This window comes from Streptomyces sp. R44, assembly GCF_041053105.1.
GTDB lineage: Bacteria > Actinomycetota > Actinomycetes > Streptomycetales > Streptomycetaceae > Streptomyces.
Window position 1 is genome coordinate 2,344,186 of record NZ_CP163444.1, and the last position, 20,596, is coordinate 2,364,781.

Annotated in this window: 24 protein-coding genes; 5 read left to right on the plus strand and 19 right to left on the minus strand. The window is 73.8% G+C overall.

The features are described 5' to 3' along the window. Positions 1-73: 73 nt before the first annotated feature. The 5 genes from AB5J54_RS10850 to hisI form a co-directional block, all read right to left on the minus strand. Entirely contained in the window at positions 74-463 is a 390-nt protein-coding gene (locus AB5J54_RS10850) for a DUF2752 domain-containing protein (RefSeq protein ID WP_369149285.1), read from the minus strand. A gap of 308 nt (positions 464-771) precedes the next feature. After that, positions 772-1,026, minus strand: coding sequence for an HGxxPAAW family protein (locus tag AB5J54_RS10855; RefSeq protein WP_369143712.1), 255 nt, complete (start codon positions 1,024-1,026; stop codon positions 772-774). A 134-nt stretch (positions 1,027-1,160) separates the two neighbouring features. Then, complete coding sequence (locus tag AB5J54_RS10860) at positions 1,161-1,811, minus strand: TIGR02234 family membrane protein (RefSeq protein WP_369143713.1); 651 nt, start codon at positions 1,809-1,811, stop codon at positions 1,161-1,163. A 14-nt stretch (positions 1,812-1,825) separates the two neighbouring features. Beyond that, positions 1,826-3,316 (minus strand): anthranilate synthase component I, encoded by a 1,491-nt coding sequence (locus tag AB5J54_RS10865; protein WP_369143714.1) that lies wholly within the window; start codon positions 3,314-3,316, stop codon positions 1,826-1,828. An 11-nt stretch (positions 3,317-3,327) separates the two neighbouring features. After that, positions 3,328-3,696, minus strand: coding sequence for a phosphoribosyl-AMP cyclohydrolase (gene hisI / locus AB5J54_RS10870; RefSeq protein WP_369143715.1), 369 nt, complete (start codon positions 3,694-3,696; stop codon positions 3,328-3,330). 84 nt (positions 3,697-3,780) lie between these two features. Here hisI and AB5J54_RS10875 point away from each other — a divergent pair, with 84 nt between their 5' ends. Further along, positions 3,781-4,416 (plus strand): TIGR03085 family metal-binding protein, encoded by a 636-nt coding sequence (locus AB5J54_RS10875; RefSeq protein WP_369143716.1) that lies wholly within the window; start codon positions 3,781-3,783, stop codon positions 4,414-4,416. Positions 4,417-4,475: 59 nt separating this feature from the next. On the opposite strand, the gene AB5J54_RS10880 is transcribed toward AB5J54_RS10875, so the two are convergent. The 10 genes from AB5J54_RS10880 to hisD all read right to left on the minus strand — a co-directional run bounded on the left by AB5J54_RS10880 (position 4,476) and on the right by hisD (position 12,176). Next, a complete protein-coding gene (locus AB5J54_RS10880) occupies positions 4,476-5,714 on the minus strand; it encodes an MFS transporter (RefSeq protein WP_369143717.1) in 1,239 nt (412 codons plus the stop codon). A 6-nt stretch (positions 5,715-5,720) separates the two neighbouring features. After that, a complete protein-coding gene (locus AB5J54_RS10885) occupies positions 5,721-6,308 on the minus strand; it encodes an ArsR/SmtB family transcription factor (protein WP_369143718.1) in 588 nt (195 codons plus the stop codon). 130 nt (positions 6,309-6,438) lie between these two features. Further along, entirely contained in the window at positions 6,439-7,194 is a 756-nt protein-coding gene (gene hisF, locus AB5J54_RS10890; protein WP_369143719.1) for an imidazole glycerol phosphate synthase subunit HisF, read from the minus strand. After that, positions 7,191-7,604 (minus strand): RidA family protein, encoded by a 414-nt coding sequence (locus AB5J54_RS10895; RefSeq protein ID WP_369143720.1) that lies wholly within the window; start codon positions 7,602-7,604, stop codon positions 7,191-7,193. Before AB5J54_RS10895 ends, hisF begins: the two co-directional genes overlap by 4 nt. Beyond that, positions 7,601-8,326 (minus strand): bifunctional 1-(5-phosphoribosyl)-5-((5-phosphoribosylamino)methylideneamino)imidazole-4-carboxamide isomerase/phosphoribosylanthranilate isomerase PriA, encoded by a 726-nt coding sequence (priA, locus tag AB5J54_RS10900; protein WP_369143721.1) that lies wholly within the window; start codon positions 8,324-8,326, stop codon positions 7,601-7,603. Before priA ends, AB5J54_RS10895 begins: the two co-directional genes overlap by 4 nt. Next, a complete protein-coding gene (gene hisH / locus AB5J54_RS10905) occupies positions 8,323-8,970 on the minus strand; it encodes an imidazole glycerol phosphate synthase subunit HisH (RefSeq protein WP_369143722.1) in 648 nt (215 codons plus the stop codon). Before hisH ends, priA begins: the two co-directional genes overlap by 4 nt. Next, entirely contained in the window at positions 8,967-9,131 is a 165-nt protein-coding gene (locus tag AB5J54_RS10910; protein ID WP_369143723.1) for a hypothetical protein, read from the minus strand. The genes hisH and AB5J54_RS10910 overlap by 4 nt, the downstream gene beginning before the upstream one ends. 2 nt (positions 9,132-9,133) lie before the next feature. Beyond that, on the minus strand, positions 9,134-9,727 hold the full coding sequence (hisB, locus tag AB5J54_RS10915) for an imidazoleglycerol-phosphate dehydratase HisB (protein WP_030492957.1): 594 nt from the start codon (positions 9,725-9,727) through the stop codon (positions 9,134-9,136). Further along, a complete protein-coding gene (locus AB5J54_RS10920; RefSeq protein ID WP_369143724.1) occupies positions 9,724-10,830 on the minus strand; it encodes a histidinol-phosphate transaminase in 1,107 nt (368 codons plus the stop codon). The genes hisB and AB5J54_RS10920 overlap by 4 nt, the downstream gene beginning before the upstream one ends. Continuing rightward, a complete protein-coding gene (hisD, locus tag AB5J54_RS10925; RefSeq protein ID WP_369143725.1) occupies positions 10,827-12,176 on the minus strand; it encodes a histidinol dehydrogenase in 1,350 nt (449 codons plus the stop codon). The genes AB5J54_RS10920 and hisD overlap by 4 nt, the downstream gene beginning before the upstream one ends. Positions 12,177-12,370: 194 nt before the next feature. On the opposite strand from hisD, the gene AB5J54_RS10930 reads away from it, so the two are divergent. The 4 genes from AB5J54_RS10930 to ybaK all read left to right on the plus strand — a co-directional run bounded on the left by AB5J54_RS10930 (position 12,371) and on the right by ybaK (position 16,496). After that, complete coding sequence (locus tag AB5J54_RS10930) at positions 12,371-13,984, plus strand: oxidoreductase (protein WP_369143726.1); 1,614 nt, start codon at positions 12,371-12,373, stop codon at positions 13,982-13,984. A 164-nt stretch (positions 13,985-14,148) separates the two neighbouring features. After that, entirely contained in the window at positions 14,149-15,201 is a 1,053-nt protein-coding gene (locus AB5J54_RS10935) for a hypothetical protein (RefSeq protein ID WP_369143727.1), read from the plus strand. Between the two features lie 11 nt (positions 15,202-15,212). Beyond that, a complete protein-coding gene (locus AB5J54_RS10940) occupies positions 15,213-15,950 on the plus strand; it encodes an LON peptidase substrate-binding domain-containing protein (protein WP_369143728.1) in 738 nt (245 codons plus the stop codon). 48 nt (positions 15,951-15,998) lie between these two features. After that, on the plus strand, positions 15,999-16,496 hold the full coding sequence (ybaK, locus tag AB5J54_RS10945) for a Cys-tRNA(Pro) deacylase (RefSeq protein WP_369143729.1): 498 nt from the start codon (positions 15,999-16,001) through the stop codon (positions 16,494-16,496). A gap of 25 nt (positions 16,497-16,521) precedes the next feature. On the opposite strand, the gene AB5J54_RS10950 is transcribed toward ybaK, so the two are convergent. The 4 genes from AB5J54_RS10950 to AB5J54_RS10965 all read right to left on the minus strand — a co-directional run bounded on the left by AB5J54_RS10950 (position 16,522) and on the right by AB5J54_RS10965 (position 20,401). Then, the gene (locus AB5J54_RS10950) at positions 16,522-17,163 is read right to left on the minus strand and encodes a DUF2567 domain-containing protein (protein WP_369143730.1); all 642 of its coding nucleotides are present in this window, start codon (positions 17,161-17,163) and stop codon (positions 16,522-16,524) included. Between the two features lie 34 nt (positions 17,164-17,197). Further along, entirely contained in the window at positions 17,198-18,001 is an 804-nt protein-coding gene (locus AB5J54_RS10955) for an ABC transporter permease (protein WP_369149287.1), read from the minus strand. Between the two features lie 73 nt (positions 18,002-18,074). After that, the gene (locus AB5J54_RS10960; RefSeq protein WP_369149288.1) at positions 18,075-19,046 is read right to left on the minus strand and encodes an ABC transporter ATP-binding protein; all 972 of its coding nucleotides are present in this window, start codon (positions 19,044-19,046) and stop codon (positions 18,075-18,077) included. Between the two features lie 20 nt (positions 19,047-19,066). Beyond that, positions 19,067-20,401 (minus strand): NYN domain-containing protein, encoded by a 1,335-nt coding sequence (locus AB5J54_RS10965; RefSeq protein WP_369143731.1) that lies wholly within the window; start codon positions 20,399-20,401, stop codon positions 19,067-19,069. Positions 20,402-20,596 lie beyond the last annotated feature (195 nt).

Sequence of the window (20,596 nt, forward strand, 5' to 3'; positions counted from 1 at the left end):
CCTATCCGCAGGACGGCCCCGGATTCGCATCGGCCGGAGCGGCGTCCCACCTGCTGGGACTCCGGACCGGCTCTCAAGGGGCGAGCGCGGAGCCGAACGGAAGGTTCCGGACCAGGGTGAAGACGGCGAGAACGGCCCCGATCCCCCACCACCAGACCGGGGAGATCGCGAGGCGCATGGGCACTCCGCGGACGGCTCGAATCAGCCAGACGGCGATGACGACGGCGAAGATTCCGTAGCCGACGACGGCGAGGGCGTTGGCGCCGAGGGCGGCCGGGAGGTCGCCGTGGGCGAAGGCGTGGGCGCTGCGGAGCCCGCCGCAGCCGGGGCAGTAGACGCCGGTGAAGCGGAGGAGCGGGCAGACGGGGTAGTGCCCGGGTTCGTTGGGGTCGACGGCCCCGACGTAGGCGAAGGCGGCGACGACCCCGGAGAGGGTGGCGACGGGCGGCAGCAGCCGCCGCACGAGGGACCGCGGCGGTGCGGGCGGCGGCGCGGGCAGGGACCCGCCCGGCCAGGCGACGGCGGGCGGTACGGCGCCGGGCGCCACGACCCCACCCGGTGCAGCCCCATTCGGCCCAGCCGCGCCCGGCGGCACCGGTGCGTCCCGGTGTCCCGTTCCCATCGGGCCCGCGGGTTCACCCGGCTGGGTGGGGGAATCGTCGGTCACGGCTCCGGCCGTCGGCTGCGCGTCCACCCGGTGATTGTGGCCCCTGACGCGCGAGGGCGCAGCCCGGCTCGGCCGGACTGCGCCCTCGGGTGCGTCGTGTCGCGTCAGGCGCGGGCCCTCGCGGTCGCGGTCGCGGCCTCGCGGGCGGCGATGACGGCCTCCGAGTCCTTCGGCATGCCGAGGCCCGCCACCTTCATCGCGCCGCCGATGATGCCGCCGAGGACGATGACGCCCACGCCGGCCCAGAAGCCGGGCAGGTTGGCGGCCACCATGAAGACGCCGGCGATGCAGAAGCCGATGAAGGAGATGATGACACCGGTCCAGGCGGCCGGGGTGTGTCCGTGGGCGCTGCCCGCCATGAGTTGCTCCTCGTTGCAGTTGCTCGATGGTGAGGTCTCGCGTGCGCGGACACTCGGCGCTCATTGTCCCGCACGTGGGCGCGCGAGGGTGAATCGGGGGTGCCCGGACGATCACGCGTCGCGGACGGAACGATTCACTCGCCCCGGGTGGGGTCCTCGCCGCGGTCCAGGGCCTTCCACAGGTCCTCGGGCCGGTCCGGATCGGTCGTGGGGGCCTTGCGGCCGGCGCGCGGGGTGCCGGAGCGCTCGTAGCGGCCGCCCATCGCGGGCCAGTTCTTGCCGAAGCGGAGGGCGAAGAGGCCGGCGAGCAGGATGAGGACGGCGCCCGCGGCGGTCACGTACGGCCAGATGGTGTGGCTGAGGCCGGCGACCGCGGCGGCGGTGTCGCCGCTGATGCGGGCGGCCTCGGCGTCGAGCGCGGCGCTGTCGGAGGCGCCGAGGACCGCGGCGAGCGCGGCGCCGGCGCCGCTGAGCGCGAGGAGCGCGGCGACGAGGGTGCGGCCGGTGCGGCGGACGGCGAAGACGGCGAAGAGCGCGGCGAGGCCGACGATCGCGAGGGCGGTCGGCACGCCGGTGACGGTGCCGCCGTCGGCCTCGACGGGGACGCTGCCGCCGCCGACGGACGCGGTGCCCTCCGCCCAGATCTGGCCCGCGGAGAGCAGGACGACGGTGGCGCCGAGGGCGCCGAGGAGGAGGGCCGCGGCCAGGCTGCGGCGGCCGCCGGTGGGGACGGCCGCGCGGGCGGCCCGGGGCTGGGGTACGGGTACGGCACTCACGTACCCCACTATCCCCTACGTGCTCAGTCGCCGTTCATCCGGTTGGCGGTGTGGACGGCGCGGAGGACGGCCGCGGCCTTGTTGCGGCACTCGTTGTCCTCGGCGACCGGGTCGGAGTCGGCGACGACACCCGCTCCCGCCTGCACGTACGCCGTTCCGTCACGGAGCAGTGCCGTACGGATGGCGATGGCGGTGTCCGCGTCGCCGGCGAAATCGAGATAACCGACACATCCGCCGTACAGGCCGCGCCGGGAGGGTTCGAGCTCCTCGATGATCTGCATCGCGCGGGGCTTGGGCGCCCCGGAGAGCGTCCCGGCGGGGAAGCAGGCGGTGAGGACGTCGAAGGCGGTGCGGCCGTCGGCGACCTCGCCGGTGACGGTGGAGACGATGTGCATGACGTGCGAGTAGCGCTCGATCGACATGAAGTCGACGACCTCCACCGAGCCGGGCGTGCAGACCCGGCCGAGGTCGTTGCGGCCGAGGTCGACGAGCATGAGGTGCTCGGCGCGCTCCTTGGGGTCGGCGAGCAGCTCCTCGGCGAGGTCGTGGTCCTCCTGCGGGGTGGCGCCGCGGTGCCGGGTGCCGGCGATGGGGTGGAGCATCGCGCGCCCGTCCTCGACCTTGACGAGGGCCTCCGGCGAGGAGCCGACGACGTCGAAGCCGTTCTCGAAGCGGAAGAGGTACATGTACGGGGACGGGTTGGTGGCCCGCAGGACCCGGTAGACGTCGAGCGCGGAGGCGGTGCAGCGGGTCTCGAAGCGCTGCGAGGGCACGACCTGAAAGGCCTCGCCCGCGCGGATGCGCTCCTTGATGTCCTCGACGGCGTCCTGGTAGGCGGGGCCGCCCCAGAGGGCCGAGAACTCGGGGAGCTCGGAGGGCGGCAGGGCGGCCGGCGCGGTCTCGACCGGGCGGGCCAGGTCGGCCTCCATGGCGTCGAGGCGGGCGACGGCGTGGGCGTACGCCTCGTCGACGCCGGTCTCCAGGTCGTTGTGGTTGATCGCGTTGGCGATCAGCAGGACCGAGCCGTCCCAGTGGTCGAGGACCGCGAGGTCGCTGGTGAGGAGCATGGTGAGCTCGGGGAGCTCCAGGTCGTCGCGGGTGGAGTCGCCGATCTTCTCCAGGCGGCGGACGATGTCGTAGCCCAGGTACCCGACCATGCCGCCGGTGAACGGGGGCATGCCGGAGGCCAGGTCGCGCGGGGTGTGGAGGGTCTCGACGGTGGCGCGCAGGGCGGCGAGCGGGTCGCCGTCGACGGGGACGCCGACGGGCGGGGTGCCGAGCCAGTGCGCCTCGCCGTCCCTCACCGTCAGGGTGGCGTCGCTGCGGACTCCGATGAAGGAGTAGCGGGACCAGCTGCGGCCGTTCTCCGCGGATTCGAGCAGGAAGGTGCCGGGGCGTTCGGCGGCGAGCTTGCGGTAGAGCCCGACCGGGGTGTCGCCGTCCGCGAGGAGCCTGCGGCTGACGGGGATGACGCGGCGGTCGGCCGCCAGCTTGCGGAAGGTCTCGAGATCCATGGCACCGGACCTTACTGGGAGACGGGGAGCACGTCGGCGTCGAAGCAGGTGCGGGCGCCGGTGTGGCAGGCGGCTCCGACCTGGTCGACCTTGACGAGGAGGGTGTCGGCGTCGCAGTCGAGGGCGACGGACTTGACGTGCTGCACGTGCCCGGAGGTGTCGCCCTTGACCCAGTACTCGTTCCGGCTGCGGGACCAGTAGGTGCAGCGGCCGGTGGTGAGGGTGCGGTGGAGGGCCTCGTCGTCCATCCAGCCCAGCATCAGCACCTCACCGGTGTCGTACTGCTGGGCGATGGCGGGGACGAGCCCGTCGGCGCTGCGCTTGAGGCGGGCGGCGATGGCCGGGTCGAGGTCGCTGGGGGTCCGGGGCGTGCTGCTCATGGCGCCATTGTGCCGCGCTCCGGGGGGTTGTCCGGCGGGGCGTCCACTGGGCGGACCGCGGGCGCCGGTCGTACGCTGGCGGACATGTCGACCCATGCGAAACGTGAACGGCTTCTGCTCGCCGATCTGTTGGAGGCGGCGGGCCCGGACGCGCCCACGCTCTGCGAGGGCTGGCGGACCCGGGACCTCGCGGCCCATGTGGTGGTGCGGGAGCGGCGTCCGGACGCGGCGGCGGGCAACCTCGTACCGGCGCTGAAGGAGCGGCTCGACCGGGTGCAGGCGGAATTCGCCGAGAAGCCGTACGAGGAGCTGATCCAGCTCATCCGTTCGGGTCCGCCGAAGTTCTCGCCGTTCACCATCAAGCAGGTGGACGAGGGGGCGAACGTCGTCGAGTTCTATGTGCACGCGGAGGACGTCCGGCGGGCCCAGCCCGACTGGTCGGCCCGCGAGCTGGACCCGGTCTTCGCGGACGCCCTCTGGTCCCGTCTGGAGCGGATGGCCCGGCTGCTCGGCCGCAAGGCGCCGGTGGGCCTGGTCCTGCGCCGTCCGAACGGCCAGACGGCGGTCGCCCACCGCGGCACCCCGGTGGTGACGGCCTCCGGGGAGCCGGGCGAGCTGGTGATGTACCTGTACGGCCGCCGGGACTCGGCGAAGGTGGCCCTGGAGGGCGAGCCCGACGCGATCGAGCGGCTGCGGGAGACGAAGCAGCTGGGGATCTGAGCTAGGGCCTGTCTGACAATTCGCCCCGGCCGGACCCGGCGGGAATTGTCAGACAGGCCCTAGCGGGGCAGTTCGGCGCGGCGGACGGGCGTGACCGCGAGGGCGTACACGCCGGACAGGGCGCAGACCGCCGCGCTGACGACGAAGACCGGGCCGGGGCCCCAGAGGCCGATGGCCGCGCCGGTGACCGGGAAGCTCAGCGGGGCGATGCCGAGGCTGCCGAGGCTGGAGACGGCGCTCACCCGGCCGAGGTAGGCGGGGTCGCATTCGGTCTGGACGAGGGCGTTGCACAGGGCTCCGGAGAGTCCGGCGAGCAGGCCGATGGAGATCGCGACGAGGCCGGCGAAGGGGAGCTGGGGGACCTGGGCGAGGGCGCCGATCGAGACGGCTCCGAGCACCATGGTCCAGCCCATGACGACGCCGGCCCGGGGTATGCGTCCCTTGACGGTCAGCAGGAGGGAGGCACCGCCCGCGCCCACGCCGAAGCCGGCGAGGACCCAGCCGATGCCGGAGGCGCCCCAGCCGCGCTGGTCGGAGAGGACCGCGAGGCCGACGTTGAGGGGGCCGGCGAAGCCGAGGTCGGCGAGGAGGACGACGATCATCAGCGGGCCGAGCGCCTTGTGGCCTCGGAGGTAGCGCAGGCCGTCGGCGAGGTCGCGCAGGGCGGTGCCGTCGCGCGCCTCGTCCTCCTGTGGCAGCGGGCGGAGCGTGAGCGCGCCGAGCAGGGGCAGGGAGAACGCGAAGAGGATCCCGGCGATGCCGAAGGCGGTGGCGGAGCCGCCGAGGGCGACGGCGAGGCCGCCCAAGGGGGCGCCGAGGACGGCACCGAGCCGGTGGGAGAGGCCGCGCATGCCCTGGACGCGGGCCAGCTGGTCGCGTTCGGTGATGCGGGGCGGCAGGGCGCCGACGGCGGGCAGGAAGACGGCGTCGACGACGCCGAAGACGAGGGCGACGGCGGCGAGCGCCCAGAGACCGGGCGAGGCGAGGAAGAGGGTCGCGGCGAGGCCGAGGACGACCAGGCAGCGGACGGTGTCGGAGGCGATGACGACCCGGCGCGGGCCGAGGCGGTCGGCGATCGCCCCGCCGACGAGCAGGAGCAGGGCGCGGGGCACGGCGGAGACGGCCATGACGAGCCCTGCCTGGGCGGGGGTGCCGCTGCTCACGGCGGTCCAGGAGAGGGCGAGGTAGAAGACGCTGTCGCCGAGCGTGGAGGCGGTGTAGGCGCCGAGCCAGCGCAGGACCTGGGGGTTGCGGTGGGCGGGGCGGGCAGCCGTGGGCGTGGCGGTGGCCGTGGTCATGGTCTCTCAGCCTCGGTAGGGGAAGCCGTGCAGGTGGACGGCGACGTTCTCGCGGCCCTCGGTGTCGCCGGCGGCCTCGGCGGCGCGGGCCGCCTGGTCGTACTTCATGAGAAGCGCGTCCAGCTCCTTGCCGAGGGAGGCGAGCTCCGGAGCGGTGAGGCGTGGCAGCCACTCGGAGCTGATCGCGGCCGAGCGCCACTCGTCGGACCAGGTGAGGCGCTCGTCGAGGTAGCGGCGGTGTAGTTCGGTGCGCTGCTCGTTGATGGTGCGGCCGACGGCGTCGCTGGCGGCGGCCAGCTCCGGGTTCCCGCGGACGTCCTCGTCGCGGATGGAGACGCCGTACGAGCTCGGCTGCCACCAGCGCTCACGGCCGTCGGCGGACTGCGCCTCGGCCTCCTCGATGAGGCCGTGCTCGGCGAGCTTGCGCAGGTGGTAGCTGACGAGGGAGACGGCCTCGTCGACCTGCTCGGCGAGCTGGGAGGCGGTGGCGGTACGGGCGACGAACAGGTTCCGGTAGAGGCGCATGCGCAGGGGATGTGCGATGGCCTTGAGGGTGCCGAGGTCGTCGATGCGGCGGTTCTCCTGCGAGGTCATGTCCACGACCATAGATACGAAAGAAAACTTGCGCAACAAAAATTGCGGAACTGATCCTGCGCATCTGGGGACGCATCCGGGAACGAAGAAGGGCCCCCGAAGGGGCCCTTCTCTCAAGCGGAACGGCGGCTCAGCGGACCGGGTGACCGGCTTCCCGCAGCGCGTCCTTGACCTGCGAGATCCGCAGGTCGCCGAAGTGGAAGACGGAGGCCGCGAGCACCGCGTCCGCACCCGCCGCGACGGCCGGCGGGAAGTCGGCGAGCTTGCCGGCGCCGCCGGAGGCGATCACCGGGACCGTCACGTGCTTGCGCACGGCCGCGATCATCTCGGTGTCGTAGCCGTCCTTGGTGCCGTCGGCGTCCATCGAGTTGAGCAGGATCTCCCCCGCGCCCAGCTCGGCGGCCCGGTGCGCCCACTCGACCGCGTCGATGCCGGTGCCCTTGCGGCCGCCGTGCGTCGTCACCTCGAAGGTGCCCGAGGCGGTGCGGCGCGCGTCCACGGACAGGACGAGCACCTGGCGCCCGAAGCGCTCCGCGATCTCCTGGATCAGCTCGGGGCGCGCGATGGCCGCGGTGTTGACGCCCACCTTGTCGGCGCCGGCCCGCAGCAGCTTGTCGACGTCCTCGGCCGAGCGTACGCCGCCGCCGACGGTGAGCGGGATGAAGACCTGCTCGGCGGTGCGGCGCACCACGTCGTAGGTGGTCTCCCGGTTGCCGGAGGAGGCGGTGATGTCGAGGAAGGTCAGCTCGTCGGCGCCCTCGGCGTCGTACAGCTTGGCCATCTCGACGGGGTCGCCCGCGTCCCGGAGGTTCTGGAAGTTGACGCCCTTGACGACCCGGCCGTTGTCCACGTCCAGGCAGGGAATCACTCGTACGGCGAGACTCATGCTTCCTCACCCCTCTGTCCCGCAGGGCGGAGTGCCTCGACCTCGACCTCGACCACGAGACGCGGGTCGACGAAGCCGGAGACGATGATCATGGAAGCGGCGGGGCGGACGTCGTCGAACAGCTCCTTGTGGGCGCGGCCGACCTCCTCCACGTCCCGGGCGTGCGTGATGTACATCCGGGTCCGGACGACGTGCTCGGCGCCCAGGCCCAGCTGCTTCAGCGCGCCGAAGGCCACGTTGAAGGAGTTGACCGCCTGGTCGTACGGGCCGCCGTCGGTGATCTGGCCGTCGACCACGGAGGTGCAGCCGGAGACCAGGACCGTGCCGTTCGGGAGTTCCACCGCGCGGGAGTAGCCGAACTGCTCCTCCCAGGGAGCCCCCGTGACGACCTTGCGGATCTCGGAGGTCACGACGCCACCGCCGCGAGCGCCTCTTCCAGGGTGAAGGCCTTGGCGTACAGCGCCTTGCCGATGATCGCGCCCTCGACGCCCAGCGGGACGAGGCCGGACAGGGCCCGCAGGTCGTCCAGGGAGGACACGCCGCCGGAGGCGACGACGGGCTTGTCGGTGGCCGCGCAGACGTTCTTCAGGAGCTCCAGGTTGGGGCCCTGGAGGGTGCCGTCCTTGGCGATGTCGGTGACGACGTAGCGGGAGCAGCCCTCGGAGTCGAGGCGGGCGAGCGTCTCGTACAGGTCGCCGCCGTCGCGGGTCCAGCCGCGGCCGCGCAGGGTCGTGCCGCGCACGTCGAGGCCGACGGCGATCTTGTCGCCGTACTGGGCGATGACCTTGGCGACCCACTCGGGGGTCTCCAGGGCGGCGGTGCCGAGGTTGACGCGGGTGCAGCCGGTGGCGAGGGCGGCGGCCAGGGAGGCGTCGTCGCGGATGCCGCCGGAGAGCTCGACCTTGATGTCCATGGCCTCGGTGACCTGGCGGACCAGGTCACGGTTGTCGCCGGTGCCGAAGGCGGCGTCCAGGTCGACCAGGTGGAGCCACTCGGCGCCGGCGCGCTGCCAGGCCAGGGCGGCCTCCAGCGGGGAGCCGTAGGAGGTCTCGCTGCCGGACTCGCCGTGGACGAGGCGGACGGCCTGGCCGTCGCGGACGTCGACGGCGGGGAGGAGTTCGAGAGTGCTCACAGGGTTCCGATCCAGTTGGTGAGGAGCTGGGCGCCGGCGTCGCCGGACTTCTCGGGGTGGAACTGGGTGGCCCAGAGGGCGCCGTTCTCGACGGCGGCCACGAAGGGCTCGCCGTGGGTGGCCCAGGTGACCTTGGGGGCGCGGATGTTGGGGTTGCCGACCTCCAGGGTCCACTCGCGCACCGCGTAGGAGTGCACGAAGTAGTACCGGGCGTCGGCGTCGAGGCCCGCGAAGAGCTGGGTGTCGGCGGGCGCGTCGACGGTGTTCCAGCCCATGTGGGGGACGACGGGGGCGTTCAGCGGCTCGACCGTGCCGGGCCACTCGTCGAGGCCCTCGGTCTGGACGCCGTGCTCGATGCCCTCGGCGAAGAGGATCTGCATGCCGACGCAGATGCCCATGACCGGGCGGCCGCCGGAGAGCCGGCGGCCGATGATCCAGTCGCCGCGGGCCTCCTTGAGGCCCTGCATGCAGGCGGAGAACGCGCCGACGCCGGGGACGAGGAGTCCGTCGGCGTTCATGGCCCTGTCGTAGTCGCGGGTGATCTCGACGTCGGCGCCGACTCGGGCGAGGGCGCGCTCGGCGGAGCGCACGTTGCCGAAGCCGTAGTCGAAGACGACGACCTTCTTCGGGGAAGTCGTGCTCATGACCACACGTCCAGACGCAGCACACCGGCGGAGAGGGACATCGCGGCGCCGATGGAGAGGAGCACGATGAGGCCCTTGGGCATCTGCTGCTTGACGAAGGAGTAGATGCCGCCGAGCAGGAAGAGCCCGACGAGGATCAGGATGGTGGAGAGGCCGTTCACGACTAGAGCGCGCCCTTCGTGGAGGGGAGGATTCCGGCGGCGCGCGGGTCGCGCTCGGAAGCGTAGCGCAGCGCGCGGGCCAGGGCCTTGAACTGGCACTCCACGATGTGGTGGGCGTTGCGGCCGTACGGCACGTGGACGTGCAGCGCGATCTGCGCCTGGGCCACGAAGGACTCCAGGATGTGCCGGGTCATCGTCGTGTCGTACGAGCCGATCATCGGCGCCATGTTCTCGGGCTCGGTGTGCACGAGGTACGGGCGGCCGGAGAGGTCCACGGTGACCTGGGCGAGCGACTCGTCCAGGGGGACGGTGCAGTTGCCGAAGCGGTAGATGCCGACCTTGTCGCCGAGGGCCTGCTTGAAGGCGGCGCCGAGGGCGAGGGCGGTGTCCTCGATGGTGTGGTGCGAGTCGATGTGGAGGTCGCCGTCGGTCTTGACGGTCAGGTCGAAGAGCCCGTGCCGGCCGAGCTGGTCGAGCATGTGGTCGTAGAAGCCGACCCCGGTCGACACATCGACCTTTCCGGTGCCGTCGAGGTCGATCTCGACGACGACGGAGGTCTCCTTGGTGGTGCGCTCAACGCGGCCTACGCGGCTCATCGCTTCTGCTCCTTCATCAGTTCACGGACCGCGTCGAGGAACGCGTCGTTCTCTTCGGGGGTGCCGGCGGTGACCCGCAGCCATCCCGGTACGCCGTTGTCCCGGACCAGGACGCCCCGGTCGAGGATCGACTGCCAGGCCGCGTGCGTGTCGGGGAACTTCCCGAACTGCACGAAGTTGGCGTCGGAGTCGGTGACCTCGCAGCCGAGGGCGCGCAGCTCGGCGACGAGGCGGTCGCGCTCGGCCTTGAGCTGCTCGACGTACCCGAGGAGGGTGTCGGTGTGCTCCAGGGCGGCGAGCGCGGTGGCCTGGGTGACGGCCGAGAGGTGGTACGGCAGGCGGACCAGCTGGACGGCGTCGACGACGGCCGGGTGGGCGGCGAGGTAGCCGAGGCGGAGCCCGGCGGCGCCGAAGGCCTTGGACATGGTCCGGGAGATCACCAGGTTCGGGCGGCCCTCGATGAGGGGCAGCAGCGAGTCGCGGTGGCTGAACTCCACGTACGCCTCGTCCACGACCACCATCGAGGGCTTGGCCGCCTGGGCCGCCTCGTACAGGGCGAGGACGGTGCCGGCCGCGACCGCGGTGCCGGTGGGGTTGTTGGGCGAGGTGATGAAGACGACGTCCGGCGTGTTCTCCGCGATGGCCTGGACGGCGGCCTCCACGTCGATCGTGAAGTCCTCGTTGCGCGGTCCCGAGATCCAGCCGGTGCCGGTGCCGCGGGCGATCAGGGCGTGCATCGAGTACGAGGGCTCGAAGCCGATCGCGGTACGGCCGGGGCCGCCGAAGGTCTGCAGGAGCTGCTGGAGGACCTCGTTGGAACCGTTGGCCGCCCAGACGTTCTCGATGCCGACGCGGTGGCCGCCGGTCCGGGTCAGGTAGGCGGCGAGCTCGGTGCGGAGCTCGATCGCGTCGCGGTCGGGGTAGCGGTTGAGGCCGCGGGCGGCCTCGGCGACCCGCTCCGCGATCCGCGCCACCAGGGGCTCGGGCAGCGGGTAGGGGTTCTCGTTGGTGTTCAGCTGGACGGGGACGTCGAGCTGGGGCGCGCCGTAGGGGGACTTGCCGCGCAGCTCGTCCCGGACGGGCAGATCGTCGATACCGGTCACTGCTGCGGGACCTTCCATCCGAACCTGGCCTTGATCGCCGCGCCGTGGGCGGGCAGGTCCTCGGCCTCGGCGAGGGTGACGACGTGGTGGGCGACGTCGGCGAGGGCGTCGCGCGTGTAGTCCACGATGTGCACGCCGCGCAGGAAGGACTGCACGGAGAGCCCGGAGGAGTGGCAGGCGCAGCCGCCGGTGGGCAGGACGTGGTTGGAGCCGGCGCAGTAGTCGCCGAGCGAGACCGGCGCCCACGGGCCGACGAAGATCGCGCCCGCGTTGCGGACGCGGTCGGCGACGGCGGCGGCGTCGGCGGTCTGGATCTCCAGGTGCTCGGCGCCGTACGCGTCGACGACCTTGAGGCCGTCGGCGAGGTCGCGGACGAGGACGATCGCGGACTGGCGGCCGGCCAGGGCCGGGACGATCCGGTCGTCGACGTGCTTGGAGGCGGCGACCTGGGTCTTCAGCTCGGCCTCGGTGGCGGCGGCCAGTTCGTCCGAGTCGGTGACGAGGACGGAGGCGGCCATCGGGTCGTGCTCGGCCTGGCTGATGAGGTCGGCGGCGACGTGCACGGGGTCGGCGGTGGAGTCCGCGAGGATCGCGATCTCCGTCGGGCCGGCCTCGGCGTCGATGCCGATGCGGCCCTTGAGGAGGCGCTTGGCGGCGGCCACGTAGATGTTGCCGGGGCCGGTGACCAGGTTGACGGGGGCGCAGCCGGGCTCGCCGGCGGTGGCCGTGGTGCCGAGGGTCCCGTACGCGAACATGGCGATGGCCTGGGCGCCGCCGGCGGCGTAGACCTCGTCGACGCCGAGCAGGGCGCAGGCGGCGAGGATCGTCGGGTGCGGGAGGCCGCCGAACTCCTTCTGCGGGGGCGAGGCGATGGCCACGCCCTCGACGCCGGCCTCCTGGGCCGGGACGACGTTCATCACGACGGAGGACGGGTAGACGGAGCGGCCGCCCGGCACGTACAGACCGACGCGCTCGACGGGGATCCACTTCTCGGTGACCGTGCCGCCGGGGACGACCTGGGTGGTGTGGGTGGTGCGGCGCTGCTCGCGGTGGACGAGCCGGGCGCGCCGGATGGACTCCTCGAGGGCGGCGCGGACGGCCGGGTCGAGCTCGTCGAGGGCGCGGCCGATCGCCTCGGCGGGGACGCGCAGGCTGTCGACGCGGACGCCGTCGAATTTCTCCCCGTAGTCGATCACCGCCGCTGCGCCATGATGCCGTACGTCCTCGCAGATCGGCCGCACCTTCTCCAGGGCGGCTTCCACGTCGAACTCGGCACGGGGCAGCAGGTCGCGCAGTGCGGAACCCTCGGGGAGGGTCTCGCCGCGCAGATCGATTCGAGAGATCACGGGTCAATTCTCTCAGACGGCCCTCAGCGTCGGTCGCCCGTATCACTGGCTGATACACACCACGGTGGCGTCTCCTCGCCACTCCTGACCGTTAGCGTTCAGCCCGTCACAGCGCGGGAAGAACGACTGTACGAATCCACGAATCCCGGAAAGCGGAGTCGTGGGAGCGCATCGGGGAGAGCGAGGGGGCGGCAGTGACCGAGCCGCACGAGGACGGGATGCCGGAAGGTCTCACGGGTCCGGAGCGGGCCGTGTGGCGGGCGTTCCGGATCGGCAGGACCTGCGATCTGACGGAGGGGATCGCGGAGCGGGACGACCCCTTCGGGGGACGGGAGTGGGGAGAGGAGCGGAGCGTCCGCGCCGATGTGGTGGCGCTGCTGCTGCTCGACGGGCCGCCGGCCCGGTCCGGGCGGGTGGCCGCGCTGAAACTGCGCGGGGTCAGGATCACCGGCGTGCTGAACCTGGCGGGCGGGACGATAGGGCCGTACGTGGAGCTGCACGGCTGCCGGTTCGACGGCGAGGTGGTGCTGCCCGAGGCCCGGTTCGGCACGCTGCGGATGGTGGAGTGCGCGCTGCCGCGCCTGGAGGCGGCCCGGCTGCACACGGAGGGGGACCTGCACCTGCCGCGCTGCCGGGTGCGCCGGGGCATCCGGCTGACGGACGCCCAGATCGGCACGGACCTGCTGATCAACCAGATCCAGGTGTGGCCGGACCGGCGGGGGCGGGCGATCACGGCGGACGGGATGGTGGTCGCCCAGGACGTCCAGGCCGAGCTGATCGAGACCCACGGGGAGCTGAGCCTGCGCGGGGCGAAGGTCGGGGTCTCGCTCAGCCTGCGGGGCAGCGTGCTGCGCGGGGCGCAGGGCCGCCGCGCGCTGAACGCCCCGCAGCTGACGGTGGAGCGCTCGCTCTACCTGAACGCGGCCTGGGTGTACGAGGAGTCGGGGAGCTCGGGCCGGACGGGGAACACCACGGCCACGCCGCCGTACGGGGTGACGCCCGCCCAGGGCACCCGGCGCAAGCCGGTGGAGTGCCACGGCGGGGTGCGGCTCGACGACGGCCGGTTCGGTGACGCGGTGGACCTGCACAGCGCCCGGTTCCTGCTGAACGGCGCGCGCCGGGACGAGCTGTCGCTGCGCCGGATCGTCACCCCGGAGCTCCGGTTCAACGGCGAGCGGCCGGAGGAGGGAAGGGTGGTGCTCAACGGCGCGAAGGTCGTCACCCTGATCGACCTGTCGACAAGCTGGCCCGGGCCCGGCGGTCTCGCGATGGGCGGCTTCGTCTACGAGAACCTCGTGCCGTACGGGCACTTCCCGCTGGCCCGGCGCCTGGAGTGGGTGGCTGCGGCGACCCCGGAGTACGCCCCGGAGCCCTATGAGCGGCTCGCGACGGTGCTGCGGAACAGCGGCGAGGACGCGGACGCCCGTGAGGTGCTGCTCGCCAAGCAGCGGCGCAGACGAGAGACCCTGCCGATCGCGGGGAAGCTGTGGGGGTACCTCCAGGACTGGACGGTGGCGTACGGCTACCGGCCGGGCCGGGCGGCGCTGTGGATGGCCGTGCTGTGGGCGGCGGGCACGGTCGCCTTCTCCCACTACCGCCCGATCGCGCTCAAGGCGGACGAGGCGCCCGAGTGGAACGGCACGCTGTACGCCCTCGATCTGCTGCTGCCCGTGATCAACCTCGGGCAGGACGGCTACTGGCGGCTCGAAGGCATCTGGCAGTGGGCGGCGGCGGCGCTGATCCTCCTCGGCTGGATCCTCGCGACGACGGTGGCGGCGGGCGCGACCCGGCTGCTGCGGCGGGGGTGAGGGCCGTGGCCGCGCGGAGGGGGCGTGCTCCGGTGAGGGCCGTGTGCGTACGGAGGAGGCGAGGCGGTGCTCCCGCAGAGGGGGTGAGAGTGCTGTCACGGCCCGGTGAGGGTGCTGTCGTGACCTGGTGATGCGGCTGCCGGGGCGGGCCGGGCCGGGGGAGAATGCACAGCACCATGTCCTTGCTCCGCGCCCTGGTCGGCACCCTCCGCTCGGCCCGGCACGCACCGCGGCCCGCCGCGGGGTTCGTGCCGGACGACGACGTGCTGCTCGACGCCCCGGACGAGCGGCTCGCCCCCGCCCTGGTCGCCGCCGCCCTCGGCGATCCGGAGCCCGCGGCGAAGCTGCTCGCCACCACCCGGGGCGCCGGCGAGTGGGAGGACCGCGACCGGTATGTCACCCGGCTCGCCACCTTCGCGTACCACAGGGGCGACTGGCTCACCCGGTGGGCCGCCGCCACGCCCCGCGATCCCGACGCCCTCCTCGTCACGGCACAGCTCGCCGTCCGCCGGGCCTGGGAGTCCCCGGCGCGGGCCGAGCGGCTGCGCGAGCTCGCCCCGCTGATCCAGGAGATCGCCCGGGAGGCTCCGCAGGACCCGGTGCCGTGGCGGCTCGCGCTCGACCACGCGCGCGGGGCGCACGCCGGGCACGCGGTCTTCGAGTCGCTGTGGGAGCAGGCCGTGCGCCGTTCCCCGCACCACTACGGCTGCCATGTCGCCGCGCTGAAGTACCTCTCCGCGCAGTGGTACGGCTCGCACCGCGCCGCCTTCGACTTCGCCGAGCAGGCCGCCGACGACGCCGCGCGGGGCTCGCTCGTCGGGGCGCTGCCGGTCCGCGCGGCCTACGACGGGCTCCGGGTGCCGCCGGGTCCCGACGGGTCCGTGCCGGCCGCGCGGGTCGACCGGGCGGTGGCCCGTGCGCTGGCCCTGTCGGCGGAGTTCCCGCCGGGCGACCCGTGGCCGGCGGAGGTCCGCAACCTGCTCGCGTACGTGCTGGTCGAGCTGGGGCGCCGGGAGGAGGCGTGGGAGGAGTTCGGGCGGATCGGCCCGTACGCGACCTCGTTCCCCTGGGGTGCCGCGCGGGGCGCCGCACCGCAGGATCCCCTGCTCGGTTTCCTGGCCGCGCGGGACCGGGTGCGGGGCAAACCGGCCCGCCGGACACCCCTCAGCGGCACGGGTCGTGGAAGGGCCGGACGGGGCGGGCCCGGCGGCCATTAGGCTTGGCGGCTGTGACCACCGCCCGTCTGCCTCTCTTCCCGCTCAACACGGTGCTGTTCCCGGGCCTCGTACTGCCCCTGAACGTCTTCGAGGAGCGTTATCGCGCCATGATGCGCGAGCTGCTCACGCTCGACGACGCCCAGCCGCGCCGGTTCGCCGTCGTCGCCATCCGCGACGGCCGCGAGGTCGCGCCGACGGCCCCGGGCATGCCGGACCAGACGGCGCTGCCGGAGAAGGGCCCGGCGGCGGGCTTCGGCGCCGATCCCATCCAGTCCTTCCACCGCGTCGGCTGTATCGCCGACGCGGCGTCGATCCGGGAGCGCGCCGACGGCAGCTTCGAGGTGATGGCGACCGGTACGACCCGGGTGAAGCTGCTGTCGGTCGACGCGAGCGGGCCGTTCCTGACGGCCGAGGTCGAGGAGATCCCCGAGGAGCAGGGCGAGGAGGCGGGCACGCTCGCCGAGGGGGTGCTGCGGGCCTTCCGGAACTACCAGAAGCGCCTCGCGGGGGCCCGGGAGCGTTCGCTGACGACGAGTGAGCTGCCGGACGAGCCCTCCGTGGTGTCGTACCTGGTCGCGGCCGCCGCGGTGCTGGACACCCCGTCGAAGCAGCGACTGCTCCAGGCGCCGGACACGGCGACCCGGCTGCGCGAGGAGCTGACGCTGCTGCGCGCGGAGACGGCGGTGCTGCGGCATCTGCCGTCGCTGCCGGTGGTGGACCTGACGCAGGCCCCGACGTACCCGAACTGAGCCGGCCCCCGCCGGGCCGACCGAGCCGACCGAGCCGAGGAAGAGCGCGTGGCGAAGAAGCAGAAGAAGAACAGCGGAGGCACTCCGGCGACGGTGGCCCTGACGGCGGCCGGCACCCCGTTCACGCTGCACGCGTACGAGCACGACCCGGCCTCGGCCTCGTACGGCGAGGAGGCGGCGGAGGCCCTCGGTGTCTCCCCCGACCGGGTCTTCAAGACGCTGGTCGCGGACGTCGACGGAGAGCTGACGGTCGCGGTGGTCCCGGTGGCGGGCCAGCTGGACCTGAAGGCCCTGGCGACGGCGGTCGGCGGGAAGCGGGCCGCGATGGCCGACCCGGCGGCGGCGGAGCGCACGACGGGCTACGTCCGGGGCGGCATCTCCCCGCTGGGCCAGCGCAAGCGGCTGCGTACCGTCCTCGACTCCTCGGCCTCCGACCACGCGACGGTCTGCATCTCGGCGGGCCGCCGCGGCCTTGAGGTGGAGCTCTCCCCCGCGGACCTGGCCGCCCTCACCTCGGCGGTCGTGGCCCCGATCGGCCGCGCCTGACCTCAGGCGCGGCCTCGCGCGGGCCTCAGTGGGTGCCCGGCCCCTGGGTGTACGGCTTCGGCTGCCCCCAGGATTCCGGCTCCGGGTCGCGGGGTCCGAAGGCGGCCGTGAGCGCCAGGTGGACGATCATCGCGGCGAGCGGCCAGGCCAGCATCGCGGCGGCCCCCAGGTTCAGTTCGAGCGGCGCCTCGAAGGTGACGTTCGGGCCGACGGCCTTCGCGTGGGCGACGACGTCGTCGGTGGGGCCGAAGTAGGTGCCGATCCCCCAGGCGAGCAGCGAGCCCAGGCCACCGCCGAGGGCCAGGCCGAGCACGAGCGGGACGCCGCCCTTGCGGCGCAGCAGGAAGACGACGAGGGCGGCGACCGCGCCGAAGGCGAGCGCGAGGAGGACAAACGTTCCGTCGGCGCCGATCGCCTGCTCCCCCTCCGAGTTCCGGAGGTAGACGCCCTTGCCGTCCGAGATGAGCAGGACGCGCGGGGCCAGGTTCAGCCACAGCACCCCGAGCAGCGCCCCCGCGAGCGCGGAGGCGAGGGTCACCAGCACGCCCTGCAGGACCTCGGCGGCCGTGATCGGGTCACCGGCCGGGCCGTCCAGCGGCGGAGGCGGCGGGGGCCAGTCGGGATCGTGCGGCTGCGGCTGGTGAGGCGGAGTCAGAGGTGCGGTCACTCCGCCATCGTGCCAGGTGTCCCTGTGGCCCGCCTCAGCGGACGGCGGCCCTGCGGTAGGCCCAGGTGGCGACGGCGAGCGAGGCGAGGCCGACCGCCCCGCACACGGCGAGGTCGACGGCGACGGCCGCCCAGTCGGGGTGCGGGTCGAAGGTGCGGGCCAGGGCCTCCACGCCGTACGTCGACGGCAGCAGGTCCCGCGCCCAGCCGATCGGTCCCGGCAGCCGTTCGGCCGGGAGGACGCCGAGGAGCAGGGCCGCCGACATGCCGAGCTGGCCGAGCAGGGTGGCCAGCTCCTGGCGGGGTGCGAGGAGCCCGAGGGCCGCGCCGAGCCCGGCGAGGGCCGCCCCGGCGAGCGGGACGACGGCGGCGAGGATCCACAGATGGCCGAGGGGCAGCCCGAAGAGGACCGAGCCGGCGACGGCGGTGACGGCGGTCCCGGGCACGGTGAAGGAGGCGTACGCCCCGGCCGCGCCGAGCACGACGGCGGCGGGCGGCACGGGCAGCGTGGCGTAGTGGTCGAGGCCGCCGCCGGCCCGCAGCTGCCCGAAGTACTGGGCGAGCAGGTTGAGCGCGACGAAGGCGACGACGAGGACGGTGGAGCCGGCCACGACGGCGCGCGCCTCGGAGCCGCCGTCGACGACCCCACGCATCAGGACCATGATCCCGATGGACTGGAAGGTGGCGACGAAGAGCAGCGGGATGCGGGCGACGCGGGCCCGGGAGAGCTGGGCGCGGTAGACGGCGGCCAGGGCCGGCAGGAGCCGGGCGCGCGGGGCGAGGGGCGCGGCGGTGTCCGCCGCGCCCCGGCCCGTGGCCGGGAGCGCGCCGGTCGGCAGGGCCTCGGCGGGCAGGGTGCTCACTGCGTACAGCTCCTGAGGGTGACGTGCGGTGCGTGCGGTACGGGAGGGGTCACGCCTTCACCAGTCCCCCGGTCGCGCCGCCCAGGGCGAGGTACACGTCCTCCAGGCTGGGCGTGGCCAGGGTGAAGTCGTCGAGCGCGGCGAACGCGGCCCCGCCGGTGACGGCGGCGACGGCCGCGCGGGCCTCGTCGGGGGCGAGCCGCAGGTGCCAGCGGCGTCCGGTCTCCTGGGCCAGCGGGCGCAGGGCGGCGACCTCGGGGAGCTGGAGCGGCGGCGCGTCGCGCCACACCAGCTCGACGCGGACCTCGCCGGCGACCCGCTCCTTGAGTCCGGTGGGGGTGTCGCAGGCGATGACCCGGCCGCGGTCGAGGACGGCGACCCGGTCGAGGACGGTCTCGGCCTCGATGACGTTGTGGGTGACGAGGAGCACGGTGGTGCCGTGCTCGGCGCGGCGCCGGTCGACGGCGGCCCAGACGGCGCGCCGGGCGACCGGGTCCATGCCGGTGGTGGGTTCGTCGAGGACGAGGACGGGCCGCTCGCCGACGAGCGCGGCGGCGAAGCAGGCGAGCCGGCGCTGTCCGCCGGAGAGCTTCTTGAGGGGGCGGCCGGCGAGCTCGCCGAGGCCGAGCTCGTCCAGGACGGCGTCGCGGGCGGCGCGGGCGTCGTGGGCGGTGAGGCCGCGGAGCCGTCCGGTGGTCTCGGCGGCGAGGGAGACGGTCAGCTCGTCGAGGGCGGTGGACTCCTGGCCGAGGTAGGCGAGGAGCCGGGCCGCGCGCTCGGGGTGGCGCACGAGGTCGTGGCCGAGGAGTTCGACGGTGCCGGAGTCGGGGCGCATGAGCCCGGTGAGCTGGCGGACCAGGGTGGACTTGCCGGCGCCGTTGGGGCCGAGCAGGCCGAAGATCTCGCCGCCGCGCACGTCGAGGCTGATCCCGTCGGTGGCCCGCACCTCGGGGGTCGCGGGCGCGCCGCGCCTGCCGCGCGTGGCGGGGTACGTCTTGACCAGATCCCGCACCACGCACACCGTACTCACGGGGTAAGAGCCTACGGGGTCGGCGGGGCCGCTCCGGGCGCGGGGGCGTGTTCGGCGGCGGCCCGGACGTCGATCTCGCGCCAGAACCCGGCCCGGATCGCGTACCGGTCGTGCTCGTCGATCTGGTCGTCCTTGTGGGCGAGAAGTCCGAAACGGGCGGCGTAGCGGAGGAGTTCGCCGTCGATGCGGTGCGGGATGCGGGGGTAGAGGGTGGAGAGCTTCTGGACGTGGCTCTGCTCGGGGAGCCGCTCCATCCAGCGGCGGGCGAACACCTGCCCGACCTCGAAGGGGTCGCCGCCGACGGTGGTGATGTCCTCCTCGCGGTCGGCCCAGCGCTGCTCGGCGCTGGTGAGGGTGGCGAGGGTGGGCAGGGTGGCGGTCTCGGCCGGTTCGCCGAGGGAGGGGGCGGGGCGCTCGACCCAGCCCCGGTCGGAGGACCAGCGGAGCGCGCTCGCGCCCTGCGGGACGGGGGTGGCGGGGGCGCCGGGGCCGCGCAGTCCGGCCAGGTCCTTGGGGGTGGGGACGCCTCTGCCCGGGGACGCGGGGGCGGGGACGCCCTCGCCGTCGATGTGCTCGTCGGCGCCGACGTGTCCGTTGGCGCGGAGGTGCTCGTGGCCGCCGTCGCCGTTCGCGTCGACGGGGGCCGGTCCCCCGTTCCGTACGGCCGTGGCGGCTGCCTCGGCGGCCCGTTCGGCGGAGGCGGCGAGGGCCGCCTCGGGCAGCGGCGCGGAGAGGATGGCGGCGATCTCCGGGCGCGGGGCGGGCGGCGGCGCGCAGATGCCGGTGAGGTCCTTGGCGCGGACGGCGCGGGTGATCCAGGCCCGGTCGAGGACCCGCCGTTCGTCGGCCTCGGCGACGAGGTCCTCGGACTGGTTGTAGTCGCCGTCGGCGGCCTGGACGGCCCAGAGGTGGACGGCGACGCCGTGCTCCTTGGCCGACATCAGGCCGGGCAGCAGATCGCCGTCGCCGGTGACGAGCACGATGTCGGAGCAGGCCCTGTTCCTCGCCAGCTCGGTCAGCTCGGTGTGCATGGCCGCGTCGACGCCCTTCTGCGCCCAGCGTCCGTCGCTCCTGGTCAGAGCACCGAGGCGGACCGTGACCCGGGGCATCACGCGGAGCCTGCGGTGCTCGGGCTGGGGCACCCGGTCGGGCGCGCCGTCGAACCAGTAGATCCGCAGGAGGGGCAGCGCGGTCTCGGCCTCGGCGCGCTGCCGCAGCTGCTGGATGAGACCGGCGTGGTCGACGGTGATCCTGGAACGGGCCGGTTCCCCGGCGAGGAGACTGGCGGCGGCGCCCAGCAGGTAGCCGGCGTCCACCAGGACGACGCAGCGGTCCACGTGTTCCACCCTCTTTCGGGAGCCTCGGGTTCGAAAGGGTGCTTCGGGTTCCTTCGAGTCTGCCCGACGGCCAGGTGGTTGACGTCCGGAACTGGATCATCGGCGTGGCGAGTATCACGCCCGCCGGCCCCCTACGCTCCGTAATGATCCAACATGCGGCGGTTCGTACCGTGTGTGAGTCTGACAGCGGCCCTGGCCCCTAGG

Coding starts and splice junctions, on each gene's coding strand:
- AB5J54_RS10855 (WP_369143712.1), bottom strand. CDS start 1,026: ATGGCGGGCAGCGCCCACGGACACACCCCGGCCGCCTGGACCGGTGTC.
- AB5J54_RS10865 (WP_369143714.1), bottom strand. CDS start 3,316: ATGGATCTCGAGACCTTCCGCAAGCTGGCGGCCGACCGCCGCGTCATC.
- hisI (WP_369143715.1), bottom strand. CDS start 3,696: ATGAGCAGCACGCCCCGGACCCCCAGCGACCTCGACCCGGCCATCGCC.
- AB5J54_RS10875 (WP_369143716.1), top strand. CDS start 3,781: ATGTCGACCCATGCGAAACGTGAACGGCTTCTGCTCGCCGATCTGTTG.
- AB5J54_RS10880 (WP_369143717.1), bottom strand. CDS start 5,714: ATGACCACGGCCACCGCCACGCCCACGGCTGCCCGCCCCGCCCACCGC.
- AB5J54_RS10885 (WP_369143718.1), bottom strand. CDS start 6,308: ATGACCTCGCAGGAGAACCGCCGCATCGACGACCTCGGCACCCTCAAG.
- hisF (WP_369143719.1), bottom strand. CDS start 7,194: ATGAGTCTCGCCGTACGAGTGATTCCCTGCCTGGACGTGGACAACGGC.
- hisH (WP_369143722.1), bottom strand. CDS start 8,970: ATGAGCACGACTTCCCCGAAGAAGGTCGTCGTCTTCGACTACGGCTTC.
- hisB (WP_030492957.1), bottom strand. CDS start 9,727: ATGAGCCGCGTAGGCCGCGTTGAGCGCACCACCAAGGAGACCTCCGTC.
- AB5J54_RS10935 (WP_369143727.1), top strand. CDS start 14,149: ATGCACAGCACCATGTCCTTGCTCCGCGCCCTGGTCGGCACCCTCCGC.